Annotated in this window: 31 protein-coding genes; 14 read left to right on the top strand and 17 right to left on the bottom strand. The window is 70.8% G+C overall.

What is annotated here, in order from left to right; translation table 11 throughout:
• Positions 1–306: 306 nt before the first annotated feature.
• The 3 genes from ACFC0D_RS17910 to ACFC0D_RS17900 all read right to left on the bottom strand — a co-directional run bounded on the left by ACFC0D_RS17910 (position 307) and on the right by ACFC0D_RS17900 (position 2,386).
• Complete coding sequence (locus ACFC0D_RS17910) at positions 307–777, bottom strand: nitroreductase family deazaflavin-dependent oxidoreductase (RefSeq protein ID WP_376436413.1); 471 nt, start codon at positions 775–777, stop codon at positions 307–309.
• Entirely contained in the window at positions 777–1,946 is a 1,170-nt protein-coding gene (locus ACFC0D_RS17905) for an acyl-CoA dehydrogenase family protein (RefSeq protein WP_376436410.1), read from the bottom strand. The genes ACFC0D_RS17910 and ACFC0D_RS17905 overlap by 1 nt, the downstream gene beginning before the upstream one ends.
• Before the next feature lie 68 nt (positions 1,947–2,014).
• Positions 2,015–2,386: an iron chaperone gene (locus tag ACFC0D_RS17900; RefSeq protein WP_376436407.1), complete on the bottom strand. Its 372-nt coding sequence runs from the start codon at positions 2,384–2,386 to the stop codon at positions 2,015–2,017.
• Positions 2,387–2,439: 53 nt separating this feature from the next.
• Here ACFC0D_RS17900 and ACFC0D_RS17895 point away from each other — a divergent pair, with 53 nt between their 5' ends.
• From ACFC0D_RS17895 to ACFC0D_RS17875, 5 genes are all read left to right on the top strand, one after another.
• Positions 2,440–3,609, top strand: coding sequence for an acetyl-CoA acetyltransferase (locus tag ACFC0D_RS17895; RefSeq protein WP_376436404.1), 1,170 nt, complete (start codon positions 2,440–2,442; stop codon positions 3,607–3,609).
• Positions 3,610–3,759: 150 nt separating this feature from the next.
• Positions 3,760–5,016 (top strand): FAD-dependent monooxygenase, encoded by a 1,257-nt coding sequence (locus tag ACFC0D_RS17890; protein ID WP_376436401.1) that lies wholly within the window; start codon positions 3,760–3,762, stop codon positions 5,014–5,016.
• The gene (locus ACFC0D_RS17885) at positions 5,013–5,669 is read left to right on the top strand and encodes a pyridoxal 5'-phosphate synthase (protein WP_376436399.1); all 657 of its coding nucleotides are present in this window, start codon (positions 5,013–5,015) and stop codon (positions 5,667–5,669) included. The genes ACFC0D_RS17890 and ACFC0D_RS17885 overlap by 4 nt, the downstream gene beginning before the upstream one ends.
• Positions 5,670–5,711: 42 nt before the next feature.
• Complete coding sequence (locus ACFC0D_RS17880) at positions 5,712–5,960, top strand: SCO4226 family nickel-binding protein (protein ID WP_376436397.1); 249 nt, start codon at positions 5,712–5,714, stop codon at positions 5,958–5,960.
• A 110-nt stretch (positions 5,961–6,070) separates the two neighbouring features.
• Entirely contained in the window at positions 6,071–7,246 is a 1,176-nt protein-coding gene (locus ACFC0D_RS17875; RefSeq protein ID WP_376436394.1) for a barstar family protein, read from the top strand.
• Positions 7,247–7,261: 15 nt separating this feature from the next.
• On the opposite strand, the gene ACFC0D_RS17870 is transcribed toward ACFC0D_RS17875, so the two are convergent.
• From ACFC0D_RS17870 to ACFC0D_RS17845, 6 genes are all read right to left on the bottom strand, one after another.
• Positions 7,262–7,921 (bottom strand): TetR/AcrR family transcriptional regulator, encoded by a 660-nt coding sequence (locus tag ACFC0D_RS17870; protein WP_376436391.1) that lies wholly within the window; start codon positions 7,919–7,921, stop codon positions 7,262–7,264.
• A 108-nt stretch (positions 7,922–8,029) separates the two neighbouring features.
• A complete protein-coding gene (locus ACFC0D_RS17865; protein WP_376436389.1) occupies positions 8,030–9,349 on the bottom strand; it encodes a dicarboxylate/amino acid:cation symporter in 1,320 nt (439 codons plus the stop codon).
• Positions 9,350–9,722: 373 nt separating this feature from the next.
• Positions 9,723–10,013, bottom strand: a complete 291-nt coding sequence (locus ACFC0D_RS17860; RefSeq protein WP_376436387.1) for a DUF4229 domain-containing protein — start codon at positions 10,011–10,013, stop codon at positions 9,723–9,725.
• A 61-nt stretch (positions 10,014–10,074) separates the two neighbouring features.
• Positions 10,075–10,599 carry a GNAT family N-acetyltransferase gene (locus ACFC0D_RS17855; protein WP_376436384.1) on the bottom strand — a complete coding sequence of 175 codons (525 nt, stop codon included), beginning with the start codon at positions 10,597–10,599 and terminating at the stop codon, positions 10,075–10,077.
• A gap of 15 nt (positions 10,600–10,614) precedes the next feature.
• A complete protein-coding gene (gene mqnE, locus ACFC0D_RS17850) occupies positions 10,615–11,778 on the bottom strand; it encodes an aminofutalosine synthase MqnE (RefSeq protein ID WP_329119378.1) in 1,164 nt (387 codons plus the stop codon).
• Positions 11,779–11,826: 48 nt separating this feature from the next.
• Positions 11,827–12,282: an Lrp/AsnC family transcriptional regulator gene (locus ACFC0D_RS17845; protein ID WP_362115821.1), complete on the bottom strand. Its 456-nt coding sequence runs from the start codon at positions 12,280–12,282 to the stop codon at positions 11,827–11,829.
• Between the two features lie 113 nt (positions 12,283–12,395).
• On the opposite strand from ACFC0D_RS17845, the gene ACFC0D_RS17840 reads away from it, so the two are divergent.
• Entirely contained in the window at positions 12,396–12,533 is a 138-nt protein-coding gene (locus ACFC0D_RS17840) for a hypothetical protein (protein WP_376436379.1), read from the top strand.
• On the opposite strand, the gene ACFC0D_RS17835 is transcribed toward ACFC0D_RS17840, so the two are convergent.
• Positions 12,530–13,207 carry a UbiX family flavin prenyltransferase gene (locus ACFC0D_RS17835; RefSeq protein WP_376436376.1) on the bottom strand — a complete coding sequence of 226 codons (678 nt, stop codon included), beginning with the start codon at positions 13,205–13,207 and terminating at the stop codon, positions 12,530–12,532. The genes ACFC0D_RS17840 and ACFC0D_RS17835 overlap by 4 nt on opposite strands.
• 95 nt (positions 13,208–13,302) lie before the next feature.
• Here ACFC0D_RS17835 and ACFC0D_RS17830 point away from each other — a divergent pair, with 95 nt between their 5' ends.
• Positions 13,303–13,908 carry a rhomboid family intramembrane serine protease gene (locus ACFC0D_RS17830; protein ID WP_376436373.1) on the top strand — a complete coding sequence of 202 codons (606 nt, stop codon included), beginning with the start codon at positions 13,303–13,305 and terminating at the stop codon, positions 13,906–13,908.
• Between the two features lie 66 nt (positions 13,909–13,974).
• Here ACFC0D_RS17830 and mqnP read toward each other — a convergent pair whose 3' ends face one another.
• Entirely contained in the window at positions 13,975–14,877 is a 903-nt protein-coding gene (gene mqnP / locus ACFC0D_RS17825; RefSeq protein ID WP_376436371.1) for a menaquinone biosynthesis prenyltransferase MqnP, read from the bottom strand.
• Positions 14,874–16,325 (bottom strand): menaquinone biosynthesis decarboxylase, encoded by a 1,452-nt coding sequence (locus ACFC0D_RS17820; protein ID WP_329119368.1) that lies wholly within the window; start codon positions 16,323–16,325, stop codon positions 14,874–14,876. The genes mqnP and ACFC0D_RS17820 overlap by 4 nt, the downstream gene beginning before the upstream one ends.
• Positions 16,326–16,414: 89 nt before the next feature.
• Here ACFC0D_RS17820 and ACFC0D_RS17815 point away from each other — a divergent pair, with 89 nt between their 5' ends.
• Both ACFC0D_RS17815 and ACFC0D_RS17810 read left to right on the top strand, forming a co-directional pair.
• Positions 16,415–16,810, top strand: a complete 396-nt coding sequence (locus tag ACFC0D_RS17815) for a PLD nuclease N-terminal domain-containing protein (protein ID WP_376436367.1) — start codon at positions 16,415–16,417, stop codon at positions 16,808–16,810.
• Positions 16,810–17,694 carry a LysR family transcriptional regulator gene (locus tag ACFC0D_RS17810; RefSeq protein WP_376436363.1) on the top strand — a complete coding sequence of 295 codons (885 nt, stop codon included), beginning with the start codon at positions 16,810–16,812 and terminating at the stop codon, positions 17,692–17,694. Before ACFC0D_RS17815 ends, ACFC0D_RS17810 begins: the two co-directional genes overlap by 1 nt.
• Here ACFC0D_RS17810 and ACFC0D_RS17805 read toward each other — a convergent pair.
• The 4 genes from ACFC0D_RS17805 to ACFC0D_RS17790 all read right to left on the bottom strand — a co-directional run bounded on the left by ACFC0D_RS17805 (position 17,597) and on the right by ACFC0D_RS17790 (position 20,049).
• Entirely contained in the window at positions 17,597–18,526 is a 930-nt protein-coding gene (locus tag ACFC0D_RS17805) for a DMT family transporter (protein WP_376436361.1), read from the bottom strand. The genes ACFC0D_RS17810 and ACFC0D_RS17805 overlap by 98 nt on opposite strands.
• 325 nt (positions 18,527–18,851) lie before the next feature.
• Entirely contained in the window at positions 18,852–19,184 is a 333-nt protein-coding gene (locus ACFC0D_RS17800) for a hypothetical protein (RefSeq protein WP_376436358.1), read from the bottom strand.
• A 170-nt stretch (positions 19,185–19,354) separates the two neighbouring features.
• A complete protein-coding gene (locus tag ACFC0D_RS17795) occupies positions 19,355–19,714 on the bottom strand; it encodes a hypothetical protein (RefSeq protein WP_376436355.1) in 360 nt (119 codons plus the stop codon).
• Entirely contained in the window at positions 19,711–20,049 is a 339-nt protein-coding gene (locus ACFC0D_RS17790; RefSeq protein WP_376436353.1) for a hypothetical protein, read from the bottom strand. The genes ACFC0D_RS17795 and ACFC0D_RS17790 overlap by 4 nt, the downstream gene beginning before the upstream one ends.
• A 164-nt stretch (positions 20,050–20,213) precedes the next feature.
• On the opposite strand from ACFC0D_RS17790, the gene ACFC0D_RS17785 reads away from it, so the two are divergent.
• The 5 genes from ACFC0D_RS17785 (at position 20,214) to ACFC0D_RS17765 (ending at position 25,587) form a co-directional block, all read left to right on the top strand.
• Complete coding sequence (locus ACFC0D_RS17785; RefSeq protein ID WP_376436350.1) at positions 20,214–20,486, top strand: GntR family transcriptional regulator; 273 nt, start codon at positions 20,214–20,216, stop codon at positions 20,484–20,486.
• Positions 20,487–20,546: 60 nt separating this feature from the next.
• On the top strand, positions 20,547–20,993 hold the full coding sequence (locus ACFC0D_RS17780) for a nucleoside deaminase (RefSeq protein ID WP_376436426.1): 447 nt from the start codon (positions 20,547–20,549) through the stop codon (positions 20,991–20,993).
• Positions 20,986–21,894 carry an isopenicillin N synthase family dioxygenase gene (locus ACFC0D_RS17775; RefSeq protein ID WP_376436347.1) on the top strand — a complete coding sequence of 303 codons (909 nt, stop codon included), beginning with the start codon at positions 20,986–20,988 and terminating at the stop codon, positions 21,892–21,894. The genes ACFC0D_RS17780 and ACFC0D_RS17775 overlap by 8 nt, the downstream gene beginning before the upstream one ends.
• A gap of 89 nt (positions 21,895–21,983) precedes the next feature.
• Positions 21,984–24,044: a hypothetical protein gene (locus ACFC0D_RS17770; protein ID WP_376436344.1), complete on the top strand. Its 2,061-nt coding sequence runs from the start codon at positions 21,984–21,986 to the stop codon at positions 24,042–24,044.
• A gap of 4 nt (positions 24,045–24,048) precedes the next feature.
• On the top strand, positions 24,049–25,587 hold the full coding sequence (locus ACFC0D_RS17765) for a hypothetical protein (RefSeq protein ID WP_376436342.1): 1,539 nt from the start codon (positions 24,049–24,051) through the stop codon (positions 25,585–25,587).
• 62 nt (positions 25,588–25,649) lie between these two features.
• Here the strand turns inward: ACFC0D_RS17765 and ACFC0D_RS17760 are convergent, their stop codons facing one another.
• Positions 25,650–26,228 carry an RICIN domain-containing protein gene (locus tag ACFC0D_RS17760; RefSeq protein WP_376436340.1) on the bottom strand — a complete coding sequence of 193 codons (579 nt, stop codon included), beginning with the start codon at positions 26,226–26,228 and terminating at the stop codon, positions 25,650–25,652.
• Between the last annotated feature and the right edge of the window lie 62 nt (positions 26,229–26,290).

The following is a 26,290-nucleotide window of genomic DNA, read 5'->3' as shown; positions in this document are numbered from 1 at the left end:
GCAATACGCTATCACGCGCGGTCTGGTGGGCTCGTTTTTGTTAATAAGACACCCCCCCCCCCCCCCCCTTTCGTCGTGCCGCGCCGCCGCCGGACCCCACCGCAGACGGTCGTCGGCGTTCCCATGTCGGGCCCCGCGCGCCCGGCAGCCCCGCAACCCCGCGCCTCGCGCACCGCGGGCCCAGCGCTCCCCATGCCCCGCAACCTCGGGCCCCGCGCGCCCGCGCCCCGCAACCTCGCGCCTCGCGCACCTCGGGCCCCGCGCACCCCATGCCCCGCACAGACGAACCCCGCGCCGGCGAGCCCGCTACCGCCGCGTCAGGCGGAAGAGCCTGATCTCCCGCTCCACCCTGGCCTGGTACGTCGCGTACGGCGGCCAGAACCCGAGCGCCGTTCTCCACGCGGTCTCCCGCTCCTCCCCGCTCAGCAGCTCGGCCCGCACGAGGATCGTCTCGCCGCGCCAACTGACCTCCGCTTCCGGGGACTTCAGCAGGTTTCCGGTCCACGCCGGGTGCCCCTCCCGCCCGAAGTTCGACCCGATCAGCAGCCAGGTCCCGTCGGGCTCGGGGATGCAGGCCAGCGGCGTCACCCGCGGGAGCCCCGACTTCGCGCCCCGTACCGTGAGGATGAGGCCCGGCAGCATCTGGGCGCTGAGCATCACCTTCCCCCGCGTCAGCCGGTGCACCGCCCGGTCCATGGCCGGTATGAAGTGCGGCGCGACCTTCGCGAACGTCCGCGTGGACGACACCTTCTGCATCAGACGCACTCCGACGGCCACTACGCCGCCACCTCCCCGAAGAGTCCGGTCTCCTGGGCGACCCGCGCCCGCAGCCGGCGCGCGGGCCCGAAGAGCAGCTCGTCGGCGGTCGCCCGTTTGAAGTACAGATGGGCCTCGTGCTCCCAGGTGAAGCCGATGCCGCCGTGCAGCTGGATCGTCTCCCCGGCCACCGCCCGCAGCGCCTCCAGGGCCGCCGCGAGCGCGAGCGTTCCGGTGGCCGGTTCGCGGGCCGCGCCGTAGGCCAGTGAGCGCGCCGCCTCCACCTGCACGTACAGGTCGGCGAGGCGGTGTTTGACCGCCTGGAAGGAGCCGACGGGCCGGCCGAACTGTTCACGGGAGCCGACGTACTCGACCGTGCGGTCCAGGGCCGCCTGGGCCGCGCCGACCGACTCGGCCGCGAGTGCCGCCGCCGCCGTCCGTCCGGTCGCGGCGAGCGCACCGAGCACGTCGACCGGCTCCTCGCCGAGCAACTCCGCTTCGACGTCCCGCAGTTGCACGGTGGCCTGGGAGCGGGTGGCGTCCAGGGCGGGCTGCCGTACGCGGAGGAGTCCGGCGGCTTCGCCGCGCACCAGGAAGAGCAGGGTCCGGCTCCGCGCGAAGCCGCCGGCGTGCGCGGCGACGACGAGCAGTCCGGCGCTGTGTCCGTCGAGGACCTGTGCGGCCTCCCCGTAGAGCCGCCAGCGCCCCTCCACGGAGCGCGCCTGGATTCCGCCCGCCCGTCCGCCGCCGGCCCAGGAGCCGTCGGCGTTGTCGCCGGTCAGTCCGAGCGCGAGGGCGAGCGAGGTGCCGGCGACCGCGAGGGCGCAGGTCAGGGAGGAGTCGGCGATGCGTGGCAGGAGGTCGGCGCGCTGCTCTTCGCTGCCGAGGGCGAGGATCAGCGGGGCGGCGAGGACGGCGGTGGCGAGGAGCGGGGAGGGTGCGAGGGCCCGGCCGGTCTCCTCGCAGGCGAGGACGAGTTCGGCGGGGCCGCAGCCGACGCCGCCGTACTCCTCGGGCAGGGCGAGTCCGGCGAGTCCGAGGGTGCCGGACATCCGGTGCCACAGGTCGGTGTCGTACCCCTCGGGGGTCGCGACGGCGGTGCGGACCTCGGCGGGTCCGGAGCGTTTGGCGAGCAGTTCGCGCAGGGTGCGGCGGATCTCGTCCTGCTCCGCGGTGAAGGCGGCGTCCATGGAGCTCCCCTCCGTATCTGACGGCCCGTCATGTTAGGCCGGGGAGGGACAGAAGCACAGAGCCGGGATCAGCAGATCTCACCGGGGTCGCGCGCGGTCGCCCGAAGAAGATCCCGTACGAGGTCGAAGTCGACGTTCTCGGTACGCCGGAAGCGCAGGCAGCCCTTGCCCATGTCCTGGTCGGCCAGCCGGTCCTCGAAGCCCTCGCGGATGTCCGGCCGCATCAGATAGAAGGAGATGTACTGCTTCTGCGCCGCGAAGGCGATCTCCGGCTCGCCGCCGGGGCGGTGATAGGCGGGCATTCCATAGGCCATGACCTCCTCGAAGCCGTGGAGCTCCGTGCGGCACAGCTCGCGCAGCCGGACCAGGACCGTGAGCCGGTCCGTCTCCGGGATCTCGGCGAGGTAGCCGTCCACATCTTCGGCCGCGCTTCTCGGCATCCGTGCCTCCCTGTCCAAGGTCTTCCACGCATATCTGATGTACCGTCAGATTCATGCCCACCACTTCACGGAACCGCGCCGGGCGCCGCGTCGCCGTCGTCGGCATATCCCTCTCCGACTGCGGCCGGGTCGACGAGGCCACTCCCTACACTCTGCACGCCCAGGCCGCTCGCCGCGCCCTCGCGGACAGCGGACTCGACCGCTCGGTGATCGACGGCCTCGCCTCGGCGGGCCTCGGGACGCTCGCGCCCGTCGAGGTCGCCGAGTATCTGGGGCTGCGCCCCCGCTGGGTGGACTCCACCGCCGTCGGCGGCGCCACCTGGGAGGTCATGGCCGCGCACGCGGCCGACGCCATCGCCGCCGGGCACGCCAACGCCGTCCTGCTGGTCTACGGATCGACCGCCCGCGCCGACATCAAGGCGCGGCGCCGCACCGCGAACCTCTCCTTCGGGGCACGCGGCCCGCTGCAGTTCGAGGTCCCGCACGGGCACACGCTGATCGCGAAGTACGCGATGGCCGCCCGGCGCCATATGCACGAGTACGGCACCACCCTGGAGCAGCTCGCCGAGGTCGCCGTCCAGGCGCGGGCGAACGCCGCGCTCAACCCGGAGGCGATGTTCCGCGAGCCGATCACCGTCGACGAGGTGCTCGACGGGCCGATGATCGCGGACCCCTTCACCAAGCTGCACTGCTGCATCCGCAGCGACGGGGGCGCCGCGGTGCTGCTGGCCGCCGAGGAGTACGTGCCGGACACGGCGAAGGCGCCCGTCTGGATCCTCGGCACGGGCGAGCACGTCTCGCACACCACGATGTCGCAGTGGGAGGACTTCACGGTCTCCCCGGCGGCAGTCAGCGGCCGGCTCGCCTTCGAACGGGCGGGGGTGCGGCCGGAGGAGATCGACCTCGCGGAGATCTACGACGCCTTCACCTATATGACGCTGGTGACGCTGGAGGACCTGGGCTTCTGCGCGAAGGGCGAGGGCGGTCCGTTCATCGAGGAGAAGGGCCGGCTTCCGGTCAACACCGACGGCGGCGGGCTCTCGGCCTGCCATCCGGGGATGCGGGGCCTGTTCCTGCTGGTGGAGGCCGTGCGACAGCTGCGCGGGGAGGCGCCGGGCCTCCAGGTGCGGCGGGCGGACGGGAGCCTTCCGGAGCTTGCGGTGGCGTCGGGGACGGGCGGCTGGTTCTGCTCCTCGGGGACGGTGGTGCTCGGTCGCGGGTGACCCCGGGGCCGGCGGCGGCCACGTCCGGGACCGCGCGCGGCGACCCGGAGGAAGGATCTATACAAGCGTCATAGACAAGCGTGTAGGACATCCGTATAGTCATCTGCGCGGGGCCGGAGAGGCCCCGCACACCCGACAAGGAGTCCCGCCATGACGCGCACGAACCCGCTCGTGAACAAGACCGTCCTGATCTCCGGCGCCTCCGTCGCCGGCCCCGCCCTCGCTCTCTGGCTCCACCGCTACGGCTTCACCGCCACCGTCGTCGAGCGCGCCCCCGAACTCCGCACCGGCGGCTACAAGGTCGACATCCGCGGCACCGCCGTCGAGGTCTGCCGCCGGATGGGCGTCCTCGACGAGATCCGCGCCAACTCCACCGACATGGACGGAGGTTCGTACGTCGACGCCCAGGGCCGCACGGTCGGCCGGATGCCCGCGGAGATCTTCGGCGGCCGGGTCGAGCAGGACGACGAGATCATGCGCGGCGACCTCGCCCGGATCCTGTACGAGCGGACCCGCGACGACGTCGAGTACCTCTTCGGCGACTCCATCGCCGCCCTGCACGACGACGGCGACGGCGTCGACGTCACCTTCGAGAGCGGGACCCGCCGCCGCTTCGACCTGGTGGTCGGCGCCGACGGACTGCACTCGAACACCCGCCGGCTCGTCTTCGGCGACGAACAGCGCTTCAAGCGGCACCTCGGGGCGTACATCTCGATCTTCACCGCCCCCAACCGGCTGGGCCTCACCCGCTGGGAGACCTACCACGCCCGCCCGGACAAGCTGATCTCCGTCTACAGCGCCGCCGGCGAGCAGGCGCACACCGCGAAGAACTGCTTCGTCTTCTCCTCCCCCGAGGAGCTCTCCTACGACCACCGCGACACCGAGCGGCAGAAGCGGCTGCTCGCCGAGGCCTTCGCCGGCGACGACTGGGAGATCCCGCGGCTGATCGCGGACTCGGCCGACGCCGAGGACTTCTACTTCGACTCGATCGCCCTCATCGAGATGGACCGCTGGTCCAGCGGCCGCGTCGTCCTGCTCGGCGACGCCGCCCACTGCACCTCCCCCGCCTCGGGCCAGGGCACGGGCCTCGCCCTGACCGGCGCGTACGTCCTGGCGGGCGAGCTCGCGGCGGCACACGGGGACCACCGGGTCGCCTTCGCGGCGTACGAGCGCGAGATGCGGCCGGGCGTGGAGCTGAACCAGAAGTTCGCCGCGGGCTTCGTCAAGGAGATGACTGTCTCCTCCCGCTGGAAGATCGCCCTGCGCATGGCCATGGTCCGCACACTCCCCCGCACGCCGTGGAAGAACCTCATCGCGAAGAAGATCCGCGACGACATCCAGCGCGCCGCCAACGCCGTACCGGTGAAGGAGTACGGGCAGGCATATGGGCCTACGGTTGCCGCATGACCGACTTCGACAGCACGCTCCGCTCCCTCCGGGTCTGGGACACCGACCTCCCGGGCTTCGCCCCCGAGACCGCCCCCGCCGAGCCGCTGCCGCTCTTCCACGACTGGTTCGTGGCGGCGGCCCGGGCCGGGCAGACCGAGCCGCACACGATGTCCCTCGCGACCGTCGACGAGGACGGACGGCCCGACGTCCGCACGGTCATGCTGCACGGCGCCGACGAGCGCGGCTGGCACTTCGCCTCCCACGCGACCAGCGCGAAGGGCCGCCAGCTCGCCGCCCGCCCCGAGGCAGCCCTCGGCTTCTACTGGCCGGTCCAGGGCCGCCAGGTCCGGGTGCGCGGCCGGGTCGTCACGGGCACGGCGGGCGAGGCGTACGACGATCTGCACGCGCGCTCGACGGGCGCCGTCGCCTCGGCGCTGGTCGGCCGCCAGAGCGAGGTGCTCGACTCGGTCGAGGAGCTGAACGTCGCCAGCCGGGCCGCCTGGGAGCGGGCGCAGGCCGAGCCGGGGGCCCACGCGCCCACCTGGACGCTGTACGTCCTCCAGCCCTCCGAGATCGAGTTCTTCCAGGGCGACGAGCAGCGCCGGCACCTCCGGCTGCGGTACCGCCTCGACGCGGCGTCGGGCTGGGTACGGGAGCTGCTCTGGCCCTGACCCGCGGGCGGGGCGCACCATGAGAGGAGGAGGTGGAACGAGATGGGTACGTACATGGACGTCCACCACGGCATGGTGGGGATCACGGGCGATCAGCTCCGGGAGGCGCACGCCGCCGATCTCGCCATCGAGAAGGACGAGGGCGTGCACTTCAAGCAGGCCTGGGCGGACCCCGAATCCGGCACGGTCTACTGCCTCTCCACCGGCCCCTCGGCCGACGCGGTCCAGCGGATCCACGAGCGCACCGGCCACCGGGCCGACGAGATCCACGAGGTCCCCCTCAGCGTCTGAACGAGCCCCCGAAGGCCCGGCCCGAGGCGGGGCGGCCGCCCTCCGCCCGACCCGCTCCGGGAGGGTCCGTATGGTGGCGTGCGAATACCGCTCGGACGTACGGGGGTTGGGTGCGGATCGCAGATCACGCCAGGTGGGACCGGGACTTCCCGGTGAAGTACCTCCTGGTCCAGGAGGACGACGACGGGGTGGAGCAGCTCTGGGGGAGGTGCGCGGGGGTCGACGGGCTGTTCGTCGACGACGTCCCGCCGCCGCGGGAGATCCTGACCCTCCGCGGATGCGTCCCCGACGGCCCGCTGAAGGACGCCCTGTCCGGTCCCGGCACCTCGTTCCGAGGCCTCGGCGAGATCGGTGTCGAGGTCTGGGACGGCGAGGAGCCCGTCCAGTGGTGGACCCTGGTCGACGCGGAGCTGGTGGCCCACCGGCCCCATCCGGGCGACCCGGCGCGGTACGACATCGTCCTCGGCGCCGGCGTCAGGCACGGGGAAAGCTTCGTCGAAAGGCCCCGGACACCGCGCCTCGAACTGTTCGCGGGAGCGAGCGTGTCCGCGAAGAGCATGGGCAGCTGCTCCACGGTCGACGGCCTGTCCGATCCGCGACCGGACCCGGCCCCCGTCCCGATGGAGCTGATCGGCTGCGAAGCCGTGGAGCCCCTGCTCGTGGGAACGCAGCGGCCGCGCCGGTGGAACCACGACTGGGTGCATCTGCTGGTGCTGGACCGCCACGGCACCGTGATGGCCTCCCCTACCGTGCGCCTGGCCATCGACGGAGCGCGCCCGTCCGTGCTCGGCGACGGGCTCGAGGACATCACCCTCACCGACGGCGGCGACGACCGGCGACCGACGGTGGCCCGCCCGATCTGGGAGCAGTGGTACCAGGGCCCGCCGACGGAGCCCAACCTCTGGGCCCCGTACGACTCGGAGGGCCGGGACGAGTGGCTGGAGCTGACCACACGCGCCTGGCGGGCACCGGCGCCCTCACCGGACCGTTCCGGTGGTGAGCACCACCTCGACGGCCGGTTCGTCACGGACGTCCCCGGCCTGCACTGCGCGATCGGCGAGGCGCTGCTCGGACCGGGCCGCTACTTCGGCCGGGAGTGGAACGCCTTCAAGGACTGCCTGGGCGGTGGGTTCGGTGTGGTCCCGCCCTTCACCCTGACCTGGCACGACTCCGAGGTCGCACGCCGCGCACTGGCGGACGTCGTGGAGGGTCCGGACGGAATCCCGTACTTCGAGGAGACCGTGCAACTCCTCGAACGGCGGGGCGTCACGGTCGTACTCCGCTGAGCCCCGCCTTCGGCGTCATCGGGGAGACCAGCGCTCGCTCTTCATGAGGTTGCCGAGCCCCGCCCAGGCGAAGTTCATCAGCGTCGCCGCCGCCTCCCAAGCCGTCATCCCCGTCGTCTCGTTGGCCCAGCCGGCCAGCGACTCCGCCGCCCCGACCAGGGCCTGGGCGAGCCCGGCGACATCCCGTTCGGCCAGCTCCGGATCCCGCTCCGTCTCACGGTGGGTCTGCTTGGCGGCGGCCCCGATCAGCGTCCCCACGTACGCCACGATCTCGTCGCGCATCAGCGCGGCCTCACTGGCGAACGGCTCCCCGTGCGTCCGCGCCTGCCGGTTCAACACCGCCCAGCCGTCGGGGTGCTCGGCGGTGTGCGTGAAGAAGGCCAGCAGCCCGGCCCACAGCTGCTCGTCGGCGGGCAGCCGCGGATTGACCGCGGCGGCCACGGCATCGAGCAGCGCCTTCGCCTCCCGCCGGATGCAGGCGGTGAAGAGCTCTTCCTTGGAGTTCAGATACAGATAGACCAGAGGCTTGGACACACCCGCCAGCTCGGCGATCTCGTCCATGGAAGCAGCCTGGTACCCCAGCTGTCCGAAGGTCTGCACGGCGGCATCCATCATCTGCTGCTCGCGCACCGCCCGCGGCATCCGCCGGACCTTCGCGCCACCGACCTCGGCCATCTTCTACCCCCAACTCGCGTGCATCGGGGGAGAGCCTACGTGTCGCACAAACACCTGTGCCCCTGTCCGGACGGGGACAGGGGCACGGGCACCGGGCGGAGCGACGGATCAGGCGGCGACCGTCAGCGGCTCGCGCTCGTCGACCGGGGACGAGGAGGCGGCGTTGTACGCGTCGACGTCCAGGATCTTCTCGCGGGCGGCGACGACGACCGGGACCAGAGCCTGACCTGCGACGTTCGTGGCCGTCCTCATCATGTCCAGGATCGGGTCGATCGCCATCAGCAGGCCCACGCCCTCCAGCGGGAGGCCCAGCGTGGAGAGGGTCAGGGTCAGCATGACCGTCGCGCCGGTGAGGCCCGCGGTGGCCGCGGAGCCGACGACCGAGACGAAGGCGATCAGCAGGTAGTCCTGGATGCCCAGCTGCACGTCGAAGATCTGCGCGATGAAGATCGCGGCGAGCGCCGGGTAGATCGCGGCGCAGCCGTCCATCTTGGTCGTGGCGCCGAACGGGACGGCGAAGGAGGCGTACTCCTTCGGGACGCCGAGGCGCTCGGTGACCTTCTGGGTGACCGGCATGGTGCCGACGGAGGAGCGGGAGACGAAGGCCAGCTGGATGGCCGGCCAGGCGCCCTTGAAGAACTGGATCGGGTTGACCTTGGCGACCGTCGCGAGCAGCAGCGGGTAGACGCCGAACATCACCAGCGCGGAGCCGATGTAGACGTCGGCGGTGAAGGTCGCGTACTTGCCGATCAGCTCCCAGCCGTAGTCGGCGATGGCGAAGCCGATGAGGCCGACGGTGCCGATGGGGGCGAGGCGGATGACCCACCACAGGGCCTTCTGCAGCAGCTCCAGGATCGACTCGGAGAGCGCGAGGATCGGCTTGGCGCGGTCGCCGAGCTTCAGCGCGGCGACGCCGGCGACGGCGGCCATGAAGACGATCTGAAGGACGTTCAGCTCGGTGAAGGGCGTGATGACGTCCGAGGGGATGATCCCGGTCAGGAAGTCGATCCAGGTGCCCTCGCGCTTCGGCAGCTTGCCGTCCTGCGGGGTGAGGCCGGTGCCGGCGCCCGGGTTGGTGATCAGGCCGATCGCGAGGCCGATGGCGACCGCGATCAGCGAAGTGATCATGAACCAGACCAGCGTCTGGGCGGCCAGGCGGGCCGCGTTGTTGACCTTGCGGAGGTTGGTGATGGACACCAGGATCGCGAAGAAGACGAGCGGGGCGACGGCCAGCTTCAGGAGCTGGACGAAGATGTCGCCGACCTGACCGAGGGTCTCCTTGAGCCAGCTGACGTCCTGGCTGCGGGCGAGCCAGCCGAGCAGGACGCCGAGCACGAGACCGGCGACTATCTGGGCCCAGAAGGGGATCTTCGGTATGCGGGAGGAAGTCGGGGACTTCGTCTCGGGCGTGGACGCGGACGCGGACACAGACACACTCCACAGGTGCGTATCGGGGAATACGGGGACGGGGGTGCGGTACACCGCGCTGAGGCGGTACCGCTGCATGATGCCGGGGTCAGAGCTCGCGGCAACAGACCGCGGACATACAGCGGCACAGATCGACATGCAGGCGCGCCACGAGCGGAGTGCTCACGGCATCGGAGAGGCGCACAGCTGTCTTCATGGCGAACACGTTAACACTTGAACTTTGAGAACCTCAAAGCCCTTCTTTGAGGTAGCGAAAGTCGCCCAGAGCCTCCGAAACGCAGAACACCCCGGTCAGGAGCCTTCGAAGCTCCCGTTCCGGGGTGTACGTCTGTGATGAACCTTACGCAGTCCTTACGCGCCGATCACGCGTCCTTCACGCGTCCTCGCGCGTCCGGTTCTCGGCCAGGCGGCCCTTCGCCCGGTCGACCTTGGCCACGATCTGCTCGGACATCGCGTCCCGCTGCCCGCGCAGCAGCACGAAGCTGAGCGGCGCGGAGATCACGATGGAGAGCAGGAGCACCCAGAGCAGGTTGGAGTCGCCGAGGCCGCGCGGCAGCACGCCGATGTAGACGAGGCCCCAGAGCGCGAAGAAGCAGCCGGCGAAGATGCCGAGGCGCATGAGGGTGTAGCGAAGGGTCGCAGCACCCGTTCCGTTCTCGGCCACGACGGCCCCTTTCTCTGTCTGTACGTTTTCGCCCCACCAGTGAAGCACGGCACGAATTCGATCAATTCAGCGGGAGCAGCATGAAGATGTCGTCGCGGTCGTCGCCCTCGGCCACCCGGATCGCGCCGGGCACCCGCCCGACCTCCTTGTAGCCGCAGGAGCCGTAGAAGCGGTCGACGCCCGTGCCGCCGCGACAGGTGAGGCGTATCGCCTCGATCCCGTCGAAGCCGCGGACCGCGTCCTCGACCGCGGCCATGAGGTCGCGCCCGTACCCCTTGCCCTGGTGGGAGGGGTGGACCATCACCGTGTACAGCCACACCCAGTGCTTCATCAGCCGGTGCGTGTTGTACGCGACGAAGGTGGTGGCGGCGACGGTGCCGTCCTCCTCGTACCCGACGACGAGTCGCATCCGGCCCTGGGCCATCGCGGCGAAGTGGGAGACGAGCTCGGGCCGTACCTCGTCGACCGTCACCGGCGGCACGAAGCCGACGGCGCCACCGGCGTTGGAGACGTCCGCCCACAGCCGCAGGATGCCGTCGCGCAGCTCGGGGGTGGCCGGGGGGTCGAGTTCGAAACTCAGGGACATCGGGCCGAGACCGCCTCAGACCCGCATCGGCTGGGGCGACTCGCGGCGGTCCGCGTCCGGTCCCGGGTACTCGCGGATGATCTCGTAGCGGGTGTTGCGCTCCACCGGGCGGAAGCCGGCGTCACGGATCAGCTCCAGCAGATCCTCGCGGCCCAGCTTGTTCGGCGTGCCGTAGTTGTCGGCGTCGTGCGTGATCTTGTACTCGACGACCGAGCCGTCCATGTCGTCCGCGCCGTGCTGGAGCGCCAGCTGGGCGGTCTGGACGCCGTGCATGACCCAGAAGACCTTGACGTGCGGCACGTTGTCGAAGAGCAGCCGGGAGACGGCGAAGGTCTTCAGGGCCTCGGCGCCGGTCGCCATGGTGGTGCGCGCCTGGAGCTTGTTGCGGACCTTGCCGTCCTGCATGTCGACGAAGTCGTGCTGGTAGCGCAGCGGGATGAAGACCTGGAAGCCGCCGGTCTCGTCCTGGAGCTCACGCAGCCGCAGCACGTGGTCGACGCGGTGCCGGGGCTCCTCGATGTGCCCGTACAGCATCGTGCTCGGGGTCTTCAGACCCTTCTCGTGCGCGAGGCGGTGGATCCGGGACCAGTCCTCCCAGTGCGTGCGGTGGTCCACGATGTGCTGGCGGACCTCCCAGTCGAAGATCTCCGCGCCGCCGCCGGTGAGGGACTCCAGGCCGGCCTCGATGAGCTCGTCGAGGATGTCGGAGGCCGACATCCCCGAGATCGTCTCGAAGTGGTGGATCTCGGTGGCGGTGAACGCCTTGAGCGAGACGTTCGGCAGGGCCTTCTTGAGCTCGGAGAGCGAGCGCGGGTAGTACCGCCAGGGCAGGTTGGGGTGGAGCCCGTTGACGATGTGCAGCTCGGTGAGGTTCTCGTTCTCCATCGCCTTGGCGAGGCGGACGGCCTCCTCGATGCGCATCGTGTACGCGTCCTTCTCGCCCGGCTTGCGCTGGAACGAGCAGTACGCGCAGGACGCGGTGCACACGTTCGTCATGTTGAGGTGACGGTTGACGTTGAAGTGGACGACGTCACCGTTCTTGCGGGTCCGGACCTCGTGGGCCAGGCCGCCGAGCCAGGCCAGGTCGTCGGACTCGTACAGAGCGATGCCGTCCTCGCGGCTCAGCCGCTCTCCGGAACGGACCTTCTGCTCCAGCTCGCGCTTGAGTCCCGCGTCCATGCGGCCGCCTCCCATGTCTGACGATTTCAGGCTCCACCCACCGTACTCTCAGCTCTCCTCGGGCAGATCTCCGACCCGGTTCTCCCACTTGGTGGAGAGCACGATCGTCGTGCGGGTGCGGGAGACGCCCTTGGTGCCGGAGAGCCGGCGGATGGTCTTCTCCAGACCGTCGACGTCGTTGGCGCGGACCTTGAGCATGAACGAGTCGTCGCCCGCGATGAACCAGCAGTCCTCGATCTCGGCGAGGTCCTTCAGCCGGCGGGCCACGTCCTCGTGGTCGGCGGCGTCGGAGAGGGAGATGCCGATGAGTGCGGTGACGCCCAGGCCGAGCGAGGCGGCGTCGACGGTCGCGCGGTAGCCGGTGATGACGCCGGCCGCCTCGAGACGGTTGATGCGGTCGGTGACGGAGGGGCCGGAGAGCCCGACGAGCCGGCCGAGTTCGGCGTAGGAGGCCCTGCCGTTCTCGCGCAGTGCCTGGATGAGCTGCCTGTCCACGGCGTCCATAGGTAAGAAGCCTTCCATTGTCCAGCGATACCGCGAGTATAGGTATAGAATCTAAGGCACACAGGGCCGACACCCTGTGAATCTTTCAGTCGATCAAAGACGATCTTTCAGGAGTGGTGTTCACCGTGTACACGATCGAGATGGCCTACGCCCGTATGCGCGAGCTGCAGGACCTGGCCAACCGCTCGCGTGCCCACCAGCCGTCCGCTTCGAAGCGCGCCGAGAAGAAGCGCGCCGCCAAGAAGCGCTAATCACCACGGGAGGCCCCACCGAGCTCTCCCTCCCAACGGCGGTACAGCCGGTGCGGCACCCCTGCCGCGTCGAGCACCCGCCCGGCGACGAAGTCCACCAGATCCTGGATGTGCGTCGCCCCCGCGTAGAACGCCGGAGAGGCGGGCAGCACCACAGCGCCCGCCTCGTCCAGCGCCACCAGGTGTTTCAGCGTCTGCCCGCTCAGCGGGGTCTCCCGCACCGCGACCACCAGCGGCCGCCGCTCCTTGAGCATCACGCTCGCCGCCCGCTGCAGCAGGTCCTTCGAAAGCCCCAGCGCCACACCCGCCACCGAGGCGGTCGACGCGGGCACGATCAGCATCCCCTTCACCGGGTACGAGCCACTGCTCGGCCCCGCGGCCAGGTCCCCCGCGTTCCAGTACCGCACGTCGTCGATGTCGGGAGCGAACGTTCCCGGCTTCCCGTCGGCGCCCCGTGCCAGCCACTCCGTCAGGTCCTCGCGCCAGTGCGCGTCCCGGAAGGCGATCCCCGTCTCGTCGAGCAGCGTCAGCCGCGACGCGCGCGAGACGACCAGATCGACGCTCTCCCCCGCTGCGAGCAGCCCCCTCAGGACGGCGGCCGCGTACGGGGTCCCCGATGCCCCGGACACCCCGACGACCCAGGGGCGACGCTGCTGTTTCTCTACCGGCTCCACGCCGACGAGCCTATCCGGCGACCCGGAACGAGAACTGTCCTAGGGGTCCCGTACGTTCACCCGAGGCAGAGGACGAAGCGCTTCAGGGGGTTGTCATGACGGATATCGACACCAGGCAGTGGGGTACGGCCGACCGGGCGAAGGCGGCGGCGTGGCTCATGGCGGGCTGGGTCGCCCTGCTGTGGGTCCTCGAAGCGATCGACCACGCGACCGGGCACGCCCTCGACACGTACGGCATCACCCCGCGCGACCCGGACGAGCTGGCCGACATCGTGCCGGCCTCCTTCCTCCACTTCGGCTTCGACCATGTCGCCTCCAACAGCGTCCCGCTGCTGGTCCTCGGCTTCCTGGCGGCCCTCGGCGGCATCCGCCGCTTCGTCGGCGTCGTGGCGCTCGTCATCGTGGCCGACGGCCTGGGCGTCTGGCTGATCTCCCCGTCGCACACCAACACTGCGGGCGCCTCCGGCCTGGTCTTCGGCCTCTTCGGCTATCTGCTGGTCCGGGGCTTCGTGGACCGCAGACTGCTGGACGTCGGCGTGGGGCTGTTGGTCGGGGCGGTCTGGGGCAGCTCGATCCTGCTGGGCATCTCCCCCACCAACACGACGGTGAGCTGGCAGGGCCACCTGGTGGGCCTGCTCGCGGGTGTGGGGGCGGCGTTCCTCTTCCGCCGCCGGCGCGGAACCGCCATCACTGCGGCGTGAGCCGGGGCGGGCTCCGTCAGCCGGACCGCTCCGTGAGCCGGCCCCGGCCCGTGGACCGGACCCGGCTCAGACGGTCAGGCCCCGCACCAGCAGATCGAGCAGCGTGCACACGAACAGGGCCATCCCGATGAACCCGTTGACGGTGAAGAACGCCCGGTTCAGCCGGGACAGGTCGTGGGGCTTCACGATCGTGTGCTCGTAGCAGAACGCCGCGACCACGATCACCAGGCCGACCCAGAAGAACGTCCCGGCCTCGGTGGCCAGCGCGTACCCGACCAGCAGACCCGTCGTCACCACCGCCGAGCCCCGCGCGCCCCACAGCGCCGCCGGGACGCCGAAGCGGGCCGGGACCGACATCACGCCGTGCGCACGGTCCGCCTGGACGTCCTGGCAGGCGAAGATCAGGTCGAAGCCGCCGATCCAGACGCCGACCGCGAGCCCGAGGATCACCGCGTCCCAGGACCACGCCCCCGTGACCGCGATCCAGGCCCCGATGGGCCCTATGGCCTGGGCGAGACCCAGGATCGCGTGCGGGTAGTTCGTGAACCTCTTCCCGTACGGATAGACCACCATCGGCACCACGGCGAGCGGCGCCAGGGCCAGGCACAGCGGGTTCAGCAGGGCCGCGGCTCCGAGGAAGACGACGACCGCGATGCCGGCGCCCGTCCACGCCGACCGCACCGACACCGCGCCGGTCACCAGCTCGCGCTGGGCGGTCCGCGGGTTACGGGCGTCGATCTCGCGGTCGATGATCCGGTTGCAGGCCATGGCGAACGTCCGCAGCCCCACCATGCAGATGGTGACGAGGAGCAGCTTCCCCCAGTGGATGTTCTTGTCCAGCTGGAACATCGCCGTCAGCGAGGCGATGTACGCGAACGGCAGCGCGAAGACCGAGTGCTCGATCATCACCAGGCGCAGGAACGCCTTCGTACGCCCCGGCTGGGCGCCGGGTACGGCCGCGGTGGTCACAGGCCGTACTCCTTCCAGCGGCGGTCCACCAGGGCGGCCGTCGCCGGGTCCGACTCCACCATGTCCGGCCAGCCGCCGTCCCGGGTGTAGCCCTCCTCGGGGAGCTTCTTGGTGGCGTCGATTCCCGCCTTGCCGCCCCAGAACTGCTGGTACGAGGCGTGGTCGAGATGGTCCACCGGGCCCTCGACGACCGTGAGGTCGCGGGCGTAGTCCGTGTTGCCGAGCGCGCGCCAGGACACCTCGTGCAGGTCGTGCACGTCGCAGTCCTTGTCCACGATGACGATCAGCTTGGTCAGCGACATCATGTGGGCGCCCCAGATGGCGTGCATGACCTTCTGCGCGTGCTTCGGGTACTTCTTGTCGATCGAGATGATCGCGCAGTTGTGGAAGCCGCCCGACTCGGGCAGGTGGTAGTCCACGATGTCCGGCACGATGATCTTGAGGAGCGGCAGGAAGAAACGCTCCGTCGCACGCCCGAGCGGCCCGTCCTCCGTCGGCGGCCGGCCGACCACGATCGACTGGAGCAGCGGACGCTTCCGCATCGTCACGCAGTCGATCTTCAGTGCTGGGAACGGCTCCTGCGGCGTGTAGAAGCCGGTGTGGTCGCCGAAGGGGCCCTCGGGGAGCATCTCGCCCGGCTCCAGCCAGCCCTCGATGACGACCTCGGCCTGCGCCGGCACCTGGAGCGGCACCGTCTTGCAGTCGACCATCTCGATCCGCTTGCCCTGCACGAAGCCGGCGAACAGGTACTCGTCGATGTCGCCGGGCAGCGGCGCCGTCGACGCGTACGTCACCGCGGGCGGGCAGCCGAAGGCGATCGCGACGGGCAGCCGCTCGCCGCGCGCCGCGGCCACCGCATAGTGGTTGCGGCTGTCCTTGTGGATCTGCCAGTGCATCCCGATGGTGCGCTTGTCGTGACGCTGCAGCCGGTAGAGGCCGAGGTTCCGGATACCCGTCTCCGGGTGCTTGGTGTGCGTCAGACCCAGGTTGAAGAAGGATCCGCCGTCCTTGGGCCAGGTGAAGAGCGCGGGCAGCTTGTCCAGGTCGACGTCGTCGCCGGTGAGGACGACCTCCTGGACGGGAGCGTCCTTCACCTTCTTCGGCGGCACGTGGACCATCGATCCGAGCTTGCCGAAGGCCTCACGGACCCCGACGAAACCGTGCGGAAGCTCGGGCTTGAGCAGCCCGCCGATCTTCTCGCTGATCTCGCCGTACGACTTGAGGCCCAGGGCCTTGAGCAGTCGGCGGTCCGTCCCGAAGACGTTCATCGCGAGCGGCATGGCGGAGCCCTTGACGTTCTCGAAGAGGAGCGCCGGGCCTCCCGCCTTGTTCACCCGGTCGACGATCTCCCCGACCTCCAGGTACGGATCGACTTCGGCCTTGATGCGCTTGAGGTCGCCTTCGCGCTCCAGCGCCCTGAGCAGCGAGCGGAGATCGTCGTAAGCCATAGGGGTCAGTATCCGCCACGGGCTACGCTTGGCCTGTCACCGGGGCCTTCGAAACGAGCCCTGCCGTTGCTTCCAGGGGGCTGTCCCACATGCTCAGGGCGCTGATGTACATCCTGCCGCTGGCGCTGACGATCTACGCCTTCATCGACTGCCTCAACACCCCCGAGGACGAGGCCAAGCATCTGCCCAAGGTCGTCTGGGTCATCATCATCCTGCTCTTCTGGATCGTGGGCCCGATCGTCTGGTTCGCCGCGGGCAAGATGCGCAAGGCCCCCGCCGGCGGCCGCACACCCTCCGAATGGCACCGCAACCACCGCCAGGAGTGGGTCGCCCCCGACGACAACCCCGACTTCCTGAAGTCCCTCAAGGACGAGAACAAGAAGGACGAGGCCGTCCTCAAGGACTGGGAGGCGGACCTGCGCCGCCGCGAGGAGGAGCTGAAGAAGCGCGAGCAGGGCGACGACGCCAAGGACAGCGACAGCTGATGGAGCTTCGGCTCCTGGTCACCTTCGAGAAGGTCGCCGGTGTCCTCTCCTTCACCCGCGCCGCCGCCGATCTGCGGTACGCCCAGTCCAGCGTGACCAGCCAGGTCCGCACCCTGGAGTCCTCGCTCGGCGTGGAGCTCTTCGAACGGCTCGGCAGCCGCATCCGGCTCACCGAGGCCGGTGAGCGGCTGCTGCCGTATGCCCGCCGGATCATCGAGCTGTCCGAGGAGGCGCGGGCCGCGGTCGTGGAGACCGAGGAGCCGGCCGGGACGATCGCGGTGGGCACGATGGAGTCGCTGACCTCCTACCGGCTGCCGCCGCTTCTGGAGTTGTTCCACCACCGCTATCCAAAGGTCCGGTTGGCGCTGCGCCCGACCCTCGGCGACGAGACCCGGCAGGCGCTGCGCCAGGGAACGTACGACATCGGCTTCCTGATGGAGCCGGAGACGGAGCACGCCGGCCTGGAGAGCGAGGTCCTCGCCGAGGAGCCGCTGGTGCTGGTGGCCTCGCCGCGCCATCCGCTGGCGGGGCGTACGGATCTGACGCCGGCGGACCTGGCGGCGGCGCAGCTGGTGGGGACCGAGCCGGGCTGCCCCTACCGCGACCTGTTCGAGCGAGAGCTTCGGGACTGGTCGCCGCCGTTCATGGAGTTCGGCACGATCGAGGCGACCAAGCGGGGTGTGGCGGGCGGGCTCGGCATCGCCCTGGTGCCCCGGGTCACCGTCTCCGAGGAGCTGGCGTCCGGGGCACTGGTGGAGCTGGACTGGCGTCCGCCGTTCACGCTCTTCACGCAGATCGCGTGGCGGCGGGGGAAGCGGCTGCCGGCGCATGTGCGGCTGTTCGTGGAGCAGGCGCGGCGGCTGGTGTCCGAGCAGCGAGGGTGACCTTCAGGCTCGCCAGGACGATCAGCGGGACGCCGAGCGCCTGGACGAGGCCGATGTGGTGCCCGTACACCGCCCAGTCGGCGAACATCGCGACGGCGGGGTAGGTGAAGGCGAGCACGGCGATCTTCGCGGTGGGCAGTTTCTGGTACGCCGCGTACATCAGGACGTACATGAGCCCCGTGTGGATGAGTCCGAGCCCGGCGAGCCAGCCCCACCCGGCGCCGAGCCGGGAGGCGGCGCCGAAGTCGGCGAAGGGCAGCAGCAGCGGGATGCCGGCCAGGACCTGTACGAGGGCGATCAGGTGGGGCCGGACGCCGGTGATCCGCTTGGTGACGATCGTCGACAGCGCGTAGAGCACGGCGGCGGCGAGCGCGAGACCGAGCCCCTTGAGGGAGGCGGTGTCCCCGGGCCGTATGCCGGAGACCAGCACGAGCCCGACGAAGGCGAGACCGAGCCAGCCGAGCTTCGCCGCCGTGATCCGCTCCCGGAAGAGCACGGCCCCGAAGATCACCAGGAAGAACGGCTGCGTGTGGTAGACGACGGTGGCGAAGGAGATCGAGGTGGCTTCGTACGCCTCGAAGAGGAAGACCCAGTTGAAGACGATGAACACCCCGCCGAGCACGGCGAGTCCGAGCTTCTTCGGCGTGAAGCCGTGTCCGGTGAGGTAGCCCCGGGCGAGGCTGTACGCGCCGAGGGCGGCGGCCCCGAAGAGGCACCGGAAGAACACCACGTCGAAGGGCGACGCCCCGGACTCGACGACGAAGATGCCGAGGGTGCCGGAGAGCACCATGGCGAGGGTCAGTTCGACGGTTCCCCTGGTCTCGTTTCTCATGCCCACGACGCTACGGAGAGCGGCGGGATCCGGTCCACGAGCCAGTGGGGCGTCCTGCCGATGGGGGCGATCGGCGCGTCCGATGGGGGCCTGTGCCGGCCCCGGCCCCGGGGACGCCGACCGGGTGGCGCGACCGATCTCGTATCGGTCTACGCCGCCCTGGGGCGGGACCGAGCGCGCGGCGTGACCCGGTCACGCCGCTGGGAGCTGCGCCCAGCAGCTCCCAGCCCTGGCGTACCACGCCGTCGTCGGCGTCGGCGTGGTCGCACCGGCCATCGCCGGCACGTCCCACGGACGACTCACAGACTTCGAAGCTCCGTACCGACTACCTGCCCTCGTAGTGGTGCTGCCCCTCCGGGTGGCCGCCTTCGGAGTTGCTGCAGGTGTTGCCGAAGGCGGGGTTGAAGGCGGAGATCTGAGCGAGGACAGGCTCCACATCCACGACGGACAACTCGGAGATTCCGCCATAAGGGACGTCCTGCGAAGCAGAAGCCCCGGTGTTGGCACAGTTGTTGTTCGGCCGATGGTTGACATCCTGGATGGCGAACCCGGACAGGATGCCCGAACCGCTGGTCGCCGCCTTGGCATCCGCATCGGCGAGGGCCATACCCGATCCGAGCGGTGCGAGTGCCGTGACCACAACGGCCATGAGCGACATTCGGCTGACGTTCCTCACTGGGTCTCCTTCAGTCATGGTGAGCGAGGGTCTTGCGAGGCGAACGAGGGAGTCCACCCCTGGTCACGAAGGTCACGTCCGTTGGAGTGGCGTGTCGACGACCAATAGGGGACGCCCTCCGGGGCACTTCGATCGCCGTCAGGCACTGGGCGTCACGGCGACCTCTCGCCGGGAGGGACGGGCCTCGCCGGGTGGCAGAGGCACCCGCACACGAGATGGCGGACGCCCCGGACGCCGGTGTCGCGGGGCTCGTGGTCCCGGCAGCGGTCGTGGCGGCCGACGATGCAGCGCGGAGAGCGGAACTCCGGCTCGGGAGCGGCCTCGAGGGCCCGGGCGAAGAAAGCCACGCTCACGGCATCGGCGATCTCCGGGGTCACCCACCAGGCGTCCCCCGCGCGGTCACGGTGCGGACCGTCGTGCCCCACGGCGAGCACACAGACCGAGCCCGCGCAGACCGGCCGCACCGCCTCCGCGACGGCGAATACGGACCGCCGCGCGCCGCAGCGGCTCATTGGGCTCCGCCCGCGTGGATGTCCCGCTGGTCGACGTCCAGCCCGACGGTGGCCAGCCACAGCGCCTGCCGCCGCCTGCGCTGGACCGCCCGCGCGTCGGGCGGGCCGGCCATGTAGGGGCGCGCCAGTCGTGACTGGCCTCCGTCGAGGAGCGTCGACTGTTCGCGGGCGTACGGGGATCGCCGGCCGGGGGCTCGGTGGCGCGGCGAGCGGGTCGGCCGGACCGGGCCCGGGCGGTGCCTGCGCGTTCCGGTGGGCGGCAGCGTGAGCGTCAGCAGCCAGAGGAGGGCGGGGATCAGCGCCCAGCCCAGTGCGTGCGCGATAGGGTTCCGCACGTCATCAACTCCGTTGGTAGTTGGTGGCCATGCCCCGGGGCCGGTTGCAGCGGTCGCCGGGGTCTTCGGTGTCCACGAACCTAGAGGTTCCTCACAGTCCTCTGTATACAAGTGCTGAGAGATCCACCCGATCGTGTAGATGCCTATCGCTCTATGTTGGACACATGAGCGAACACTCCACCGCAAGCGGTCCCCTGGATCCGTACAGCGCCACACCGCTCTACATCCAGCTGGCCGAGATCATCAGCAAGCAGATCGCCGCCGGCACGCTCGCCCCTGATCGCCCGATCCCCTCCGAGAACCGCCTCGCCGAGGAGTACGGCGTTGCCCGGCTCACGGCCCGTCGGGCCACCCAGGAACTCCGCGAGCGCGGTCTGGTGATCACCGTGCGCGGCAAGGGCTCCTACGTCACCCCTCACGCCCCCGGGCAGGAGTGACCCCTCCCCCGCGCGGCGCGTGATACCTCCGCCCCGCCGGGGAAGAGTCCACCCGTGGACATGGAACAGGCCCGCCGGTGGCTCGCCACCGCCGTCGCCGAGGCGCGCGCCGGGCTCGCCGAGGGCGGGATCCCGATCGGGGCCGCGCTGTACGGGGCGGACGGGACGCTGCTCGGACGCGGGCACAACCGGCGCGTGCAGGACGGGGACCCGTCGACGCACGCGGAGACCGCCGCCTTCCGGGCGGCCGGCCGGCAGCGCTCGTACCGGGGCACGACGATGGTGACCACCCTGTCGCCGTGCTGGTACTGCTCCGGTCTGGTGCGGCAGTTCGGGATCTCGCGGGTCGTCGTCGGGGAGGCGGAGACCTTCCACGGCGGGCACGACTGGCTGGCCGAGCACGGCGTCGAGGTCGTGGTGCTCGACGACCCCGAATGCGCCGCGCTGATGGGGGAGTTCATCGAGAGGCATCCGGCACTGTGGAACGAGGACATCGGCGATGACTGAAGCGCGCCTTCCGACGATCGATCTGACCCGCGATCCGGCCGGGCAGCTGCCCGCGGTCGACCGGGCCCTGCGCGAGGCCGGCTTCCTGCTGGTCGGCGGGCACGGCGTCGACCCCGGTCTGCGGGCGGAGATCCGGGCGGTCGCCCGGCGCTTCTTCCACCTCCCGCCCGCCGTCAAGGAGCCGTACGCGGTGCGGGTCGGCGGGCGGGGCTGGCTCGGGCCGGGCGCGGAGGCCAACGGGTACGCGGAGGGCACGGCGACCCCGCCGGATCTGAAGGAGTCGCTCTCCTTCGCGGCGGACGAACCGACCGGGGATCCGGCCGTGGACGCCGAGTGGTTCCTGCCGAACACCTGGCCCGCCGAGGTGCCCGAGCTGAAACCGCTGGTCCAGACGTACCTGGCGCAGATGCGGGCACTGTCGGACCACATCCTCGACCTGCTCGGCGAGGCGCTCGGCGAGGAGCGGGACTTCTTCACCCGGCACACCGGGCACCCCACCTTCGGCTTCAACATCAACTGGTACCCCGGCCGGGAGCGGACCGGCGAGCCGGAGCCGGGCCAGTTCCGGATCGGCCCGCACACCGACTTCGGCACGGTCACCGTCCTGGACCGGGAGGCGGGCAAGGGCGGTCTGCAGGTCTTCACCGACGCCGGCGGCTGGCAGGACGCTCCGTACGATCCCGCCGCGTTCACCGTCAACATCGGTGATGTGATGGCGGGTTGGACCGGCGGGCGGTGGCGTTCGGGACGCCACCGGGTGCTACCGCCGCCGGCCGACGCGCCCGCCGAGGAGCTGATGTCGCTGGTGTACTTCTACGAGTGCGATCCGGGGACCACGATCCACGGCATCGAGTCACACAGCTACCTGAGGGCCCAGCTCGACGCCATCGCCACGGAGTGACAACAGCTCCACAACGGAGTCGAAAAGGCTGCCGCTTTCCCAACTCTCTGTCGATATCCTGTAGTTGTCTGTGACGGGGGTGGCAGAGGGTGGACAGAGAGCTGTACGGCCGCGAGGCGGTCTTCCAGGATTCCGGACTCGCCGCGCGGCTCGTCGGGCTGACCCCGTACCGCTTCGCCCGCACCGCGTACGAGCACGGCGACGACCCGCCGGTCACCGTCTTCACCGGCGGCCGCGGCATGGGCAAGACGGCCCTGCTCAAGCAGGTGCGCAACGCCTACAAGGGGGCCACTCCGCTCGCCCTCCTCGACTGCGCGCACATCGAGCCGCCCGCCGACCACGGGCCCGGCTGGAACGAGCTCACCGGCGCGCTCGCCGAGCTCGCCGGGCAGCTCGCGCCGCGCGGGTTCGCCAGCGCGCCGGTGGAGTTCCCGCGGCTGTCGCTCGGCCTGGTCGCCGTCGCCTCCACCAGCTGGTCGAGGGAGGACGAGGAGCGGGCCCGGCACGATCTGCAGCGCCTCGGGCCGGTCCTCGCGACCGTCGACGCGGCGAAGGGCGCCGGAGCCACCTGGGTCACCAAGGTCCTCAGCAAGCTGGCCGCCAACTTCGCCGAGGCCACCGCGCCGATGGCCGGACTCCTCGCCGAGGCGACCGTGGAGACCGTCCTGGAGGAGGTCTTCGGCCGCAGCCAGCGCAGGTCGGAGAGCTGGTACGGGAACTACCGCAACGCCGGCGGCCGCGGCAAGATCGGCCTCCAGTACCTCGCCAACGACTTCGAGCAGGGCGGTCGGCGCCGCCAGGAGGCCGAGAGCTTCCTCGTCGGAGCGCTCGTCGAGGACCTGTACCGGGCCTTCACCGGGCTGCTGCGGGCCGGCGCCCGCAGCGGCCGGCCCGTCCTCCTCCTCGACAACGCCCATGAACCGCTGGGCCGTCGCCTGATCGAACCGATCCTCCGGGACCGCGCCGCCGGACGTCGCGACCGGGTCGTCGTCCTCGCCTCCTCCCGGGTCCTTGACCACGAGGGAATGCGGCGCGCGACCCGGCTGAGGCTGCCCGAGACCGCCCGGCTGGCCGCCTGCCCGCGCGGCACGGACGTCACCTCCGGCATCCTCGCCGTCGAACTCACCCCGCTCTCCCCCGCGCACGCCCAGTCCGCGTTCGACCGGCACGACCCGGCCGGCCGGACCCCCGCCGACCTGGCCCGGGGCGTCCACCGGCTCACCGGCGGGCGCCCGCTGGGAGTGACCCTGCTCGGCCGCACCGCGGGCGAGACGCCCGCGGAGCTCCGCCCGGCCCTCACTCCGGGCGGGCTGCTCGATCTGAAGGTGGAGCTGCGCGAGGACGCCCCGCCGGTGCCGGTCGCGCCGACGCTGCTCGGGGAGCTGCTGCCCGGGGAGCACCACGGCCGGCTCGCGGTGCTGGCCGCTGCCCACGACGAGACGTCCGCGCGGCTCCTCGCCCACACCCGGCTGCCCGGGGAGTCCCCGGACGGGGACATGGCGCTGGAGGTCCGCGACCGGCTGCGCGCCGAGGGCTGGCCCGAGAGCCCTGAGCACTTCGTCGCCGATCCGCTGCTGCGCGCCCTGCTGCTGCACCGGCTGCGGTTCGAGGACGGCGAGGGGTACGCGACCTGGCGGGCCGTCCACGAGACCCTGCACCGGCACTACGACCTGGAGGCGGGGCTCGCGTACCGGCTGCACCACGAACTGGCCCTCGGCCGCACCCAGCAGGCCGTGACCCATCTACGGGTCACGTTCTCCCGCCCGGACATCGAGCAGTGGCTGGGGCGGCTGCGGTTCATCGCCTCCGCCCCGTACCCGCGCACCCGCGACCGGACGGGCCCGGATCCGCGCCGCGCCGTCGCGCTCGGGCAGCGGCCGCCCGATCTGATGCCGGCCGGACTCGACGCCGACACCACCGAACTCCATCTGCGGCTGCGGCGGTTGCTGCACGCGGTCTGGCTGCTGACCGACCCGCTCGCCCTGCCCGACGGCGAGGTGATCGAGAAGCTGGCGTTCGAGCTGCGTCAGCTGTCCGGTCGCCATCTGACGGGCAACAGACCGCTGTGGGACGCGGCCACCCACTGGCCGACGGACATCCGCGCCTGGCGGGAGCTCTCGCTGCCCCCGGCGCGCGAGGACGGAGTCTGAGGACATGTTCGCCTGGCTGCGCTTCCACCTCCTGCACACCACCCGCCAGAGGATCACCACGGCGGTGGTGGTCCTGGCCGTGCTCGGCGGGCTGACCGGTTACGTGGTCAACCGCGCCACCACCCCGGAGGACCGTTCCTGCGCCGCCGGCGTGGAGCGGCCCGAGGGCAGTACGGAATGCGTCGGCGTCAACGGCGACGGATACGACTTCGGCGTCTCGTCCCTGACCGAGGTGGCCGGGCTGATCCGCGAGGAGAACCGCGCCCTGAAGTCCGGCGAGTACGCCACGGTCGCCCTGCTGCTGCCGCTGACCTCGCCGGACGCCGGGATGCAGGCCAAGGTCCTGCACGAGGTGCAGGGCGCCTACGCCCGGCAGTACCGCGCCAACCACGAGTCCAACAGCGAGACCCCGAAGATCCGGCTCGTCCTCGCCAACACCGGCAAGGGCAACGCCCATTGGCGTACGACGGTGGACCGGCTGAAGACGATGACGGGCGGGGAGGACCGGCTGCGGGCGGTCTCCGGGGTGGCCACCTCCTCCACCGAGATACGGCAGGCGGTGGCGGCGCTGACCGGCGCGGGCATCGCCGTCGTCGGCACAACCATCACCGCCGACGACATCGCCAACGGCCCCGGCGCCGGCAACAACCGCTTCCCCGGCCTCGCCCGCGTCTCCCCCACCAACGGCGACGAGGCCAAGGCGCTCGCGCACTTCGGGAAGGTCGAGGCGTCCAAGGCGCTGCTGGTCCAGGACACCCGGACCGGCGACCACTACACGGACACGCTGAAGTCCGCTTTCGCGGCCTCGCTGAAGGGCGCGCCGTACGAGCCGCAGCTGTTCACCTCGCCCGCCGACCCGACGGAGGAGGGCACGACGGCGAACACCTTCCGCCAGATCACTCATCTGATCTGCGACACGAACGCGGAGACGGTCTTCTTCGCGGGCCGGCACACCCAGCTGCGGCAGTTCATCAACGCGCTCGGCTCGCGCGGCTGCGCGGAGCGGGCGTTCACGATCCTGACCGGTGACGAGGGCTCGTACCTGGGAGCGGACCGCAAGCTCAACCGGGCAGCGTTGAAGGCGAAGCTGACCGTCCGCTACGCCTCGCTGGCGCACCCGGACGCCTGGAAGCCGGCGCCGGGCCGGCCGGTGGCGGGGACGGGCGGTTCGACGGCCGCGTACGACACGTTCCTGACGGACATCGCCCGCGCATCGAAGGAGCCGGTCGCGCTCGCCGACGGGCAGGCGATCGTCGCGTACGACGCCATGGCGACGGCGGTGCACGCCATCCGCCAGGCGACCCCGCAGGGCGCGCAGTACCCGGAGCTGGCGGACGTGGTCACCCAGTGGCCCCAGGTCAAGGGCTCGCTCCGGGTCGACGGCGCGAGCGGCTGGATCTGTCTGGACAACTACGGCAACCCCTTCAACAAGGCGGTCCCGATCGTGGAGCTGGCCCAGGACGGCTCGCAGAGGTTCGTCCAGATGGCCTGGCCGGAGGGCAAGCCGCCCACGAAGAACTGTCTTCCCCCGCAAGGCGGTTGATCCATCCGGACCGATGCCGAGCGGCCGCCGGGTCCCGGAGGGTACCCGGCGGCCGCCTTCGGCTAGAAGCCGCCGGGGTAGTTGAAGTAGCCGTCGAACCTCGGGGTCCACAGGGACGGCCAGGGCTCGCCGACGCCGCCGCAGGCACCGAGCACCACCTGGCTGCGCCGTCCGGTGTCGAGCAGGCACTGGCCGGTGCCCACCTCGACCATCTCCCAGTGGTTGGAGCCGCGGTCCTTCCAGCGCAGGGTCAGACAGTTGCCGCCGGTGGCCTGGATGACGCCGGTCCCCGGGGCCTTGCTCGCGTTCGGGGTTCCCAGGCACATGGCGCCGCCGTAGGTGCCGACGGCGAAGTTCTCCCCGCCCATCGGGTAGAAGACGAAGCGCTGGTGGTGCCGGCCCTTGCAGTCGTACCTCTGGATGACCGCACCGACGCTGGTCGACTCACCGCGGATGTCCAGGCACTGCCAGCTGTAGGACGCCCGGATCTCGTGGATCGCCGCGTTGTACGGCGAGCTCGTGTAGCGCACGTTCGGGTTGTAGTCGGCGTGTGCCGCGGTCGGGATCAGCAGGGTGAAGAGCGCGACCAGCGAGGCCACGAATCCATGCCTGCCGAGCCGACGGAACGTTCTTCGAGCCACGTTTTCCTCCTGGCTGGGGATTGCCTTGACGCCAAGGAAGCTAGCGAGATCCACTGAGCCCC

This window comes from Streptomyces sp. NPDC056222 (assembly GCF_042264065.1).
Classification (GTDB): Bacteria; Actinomycetota; Actinomycetes; order Streptomycetales; family Streptomycetaceae; genus Streptomyces.
This window is presented reverse-complemented; position numbering and strand designations above follow the sequence as displayed.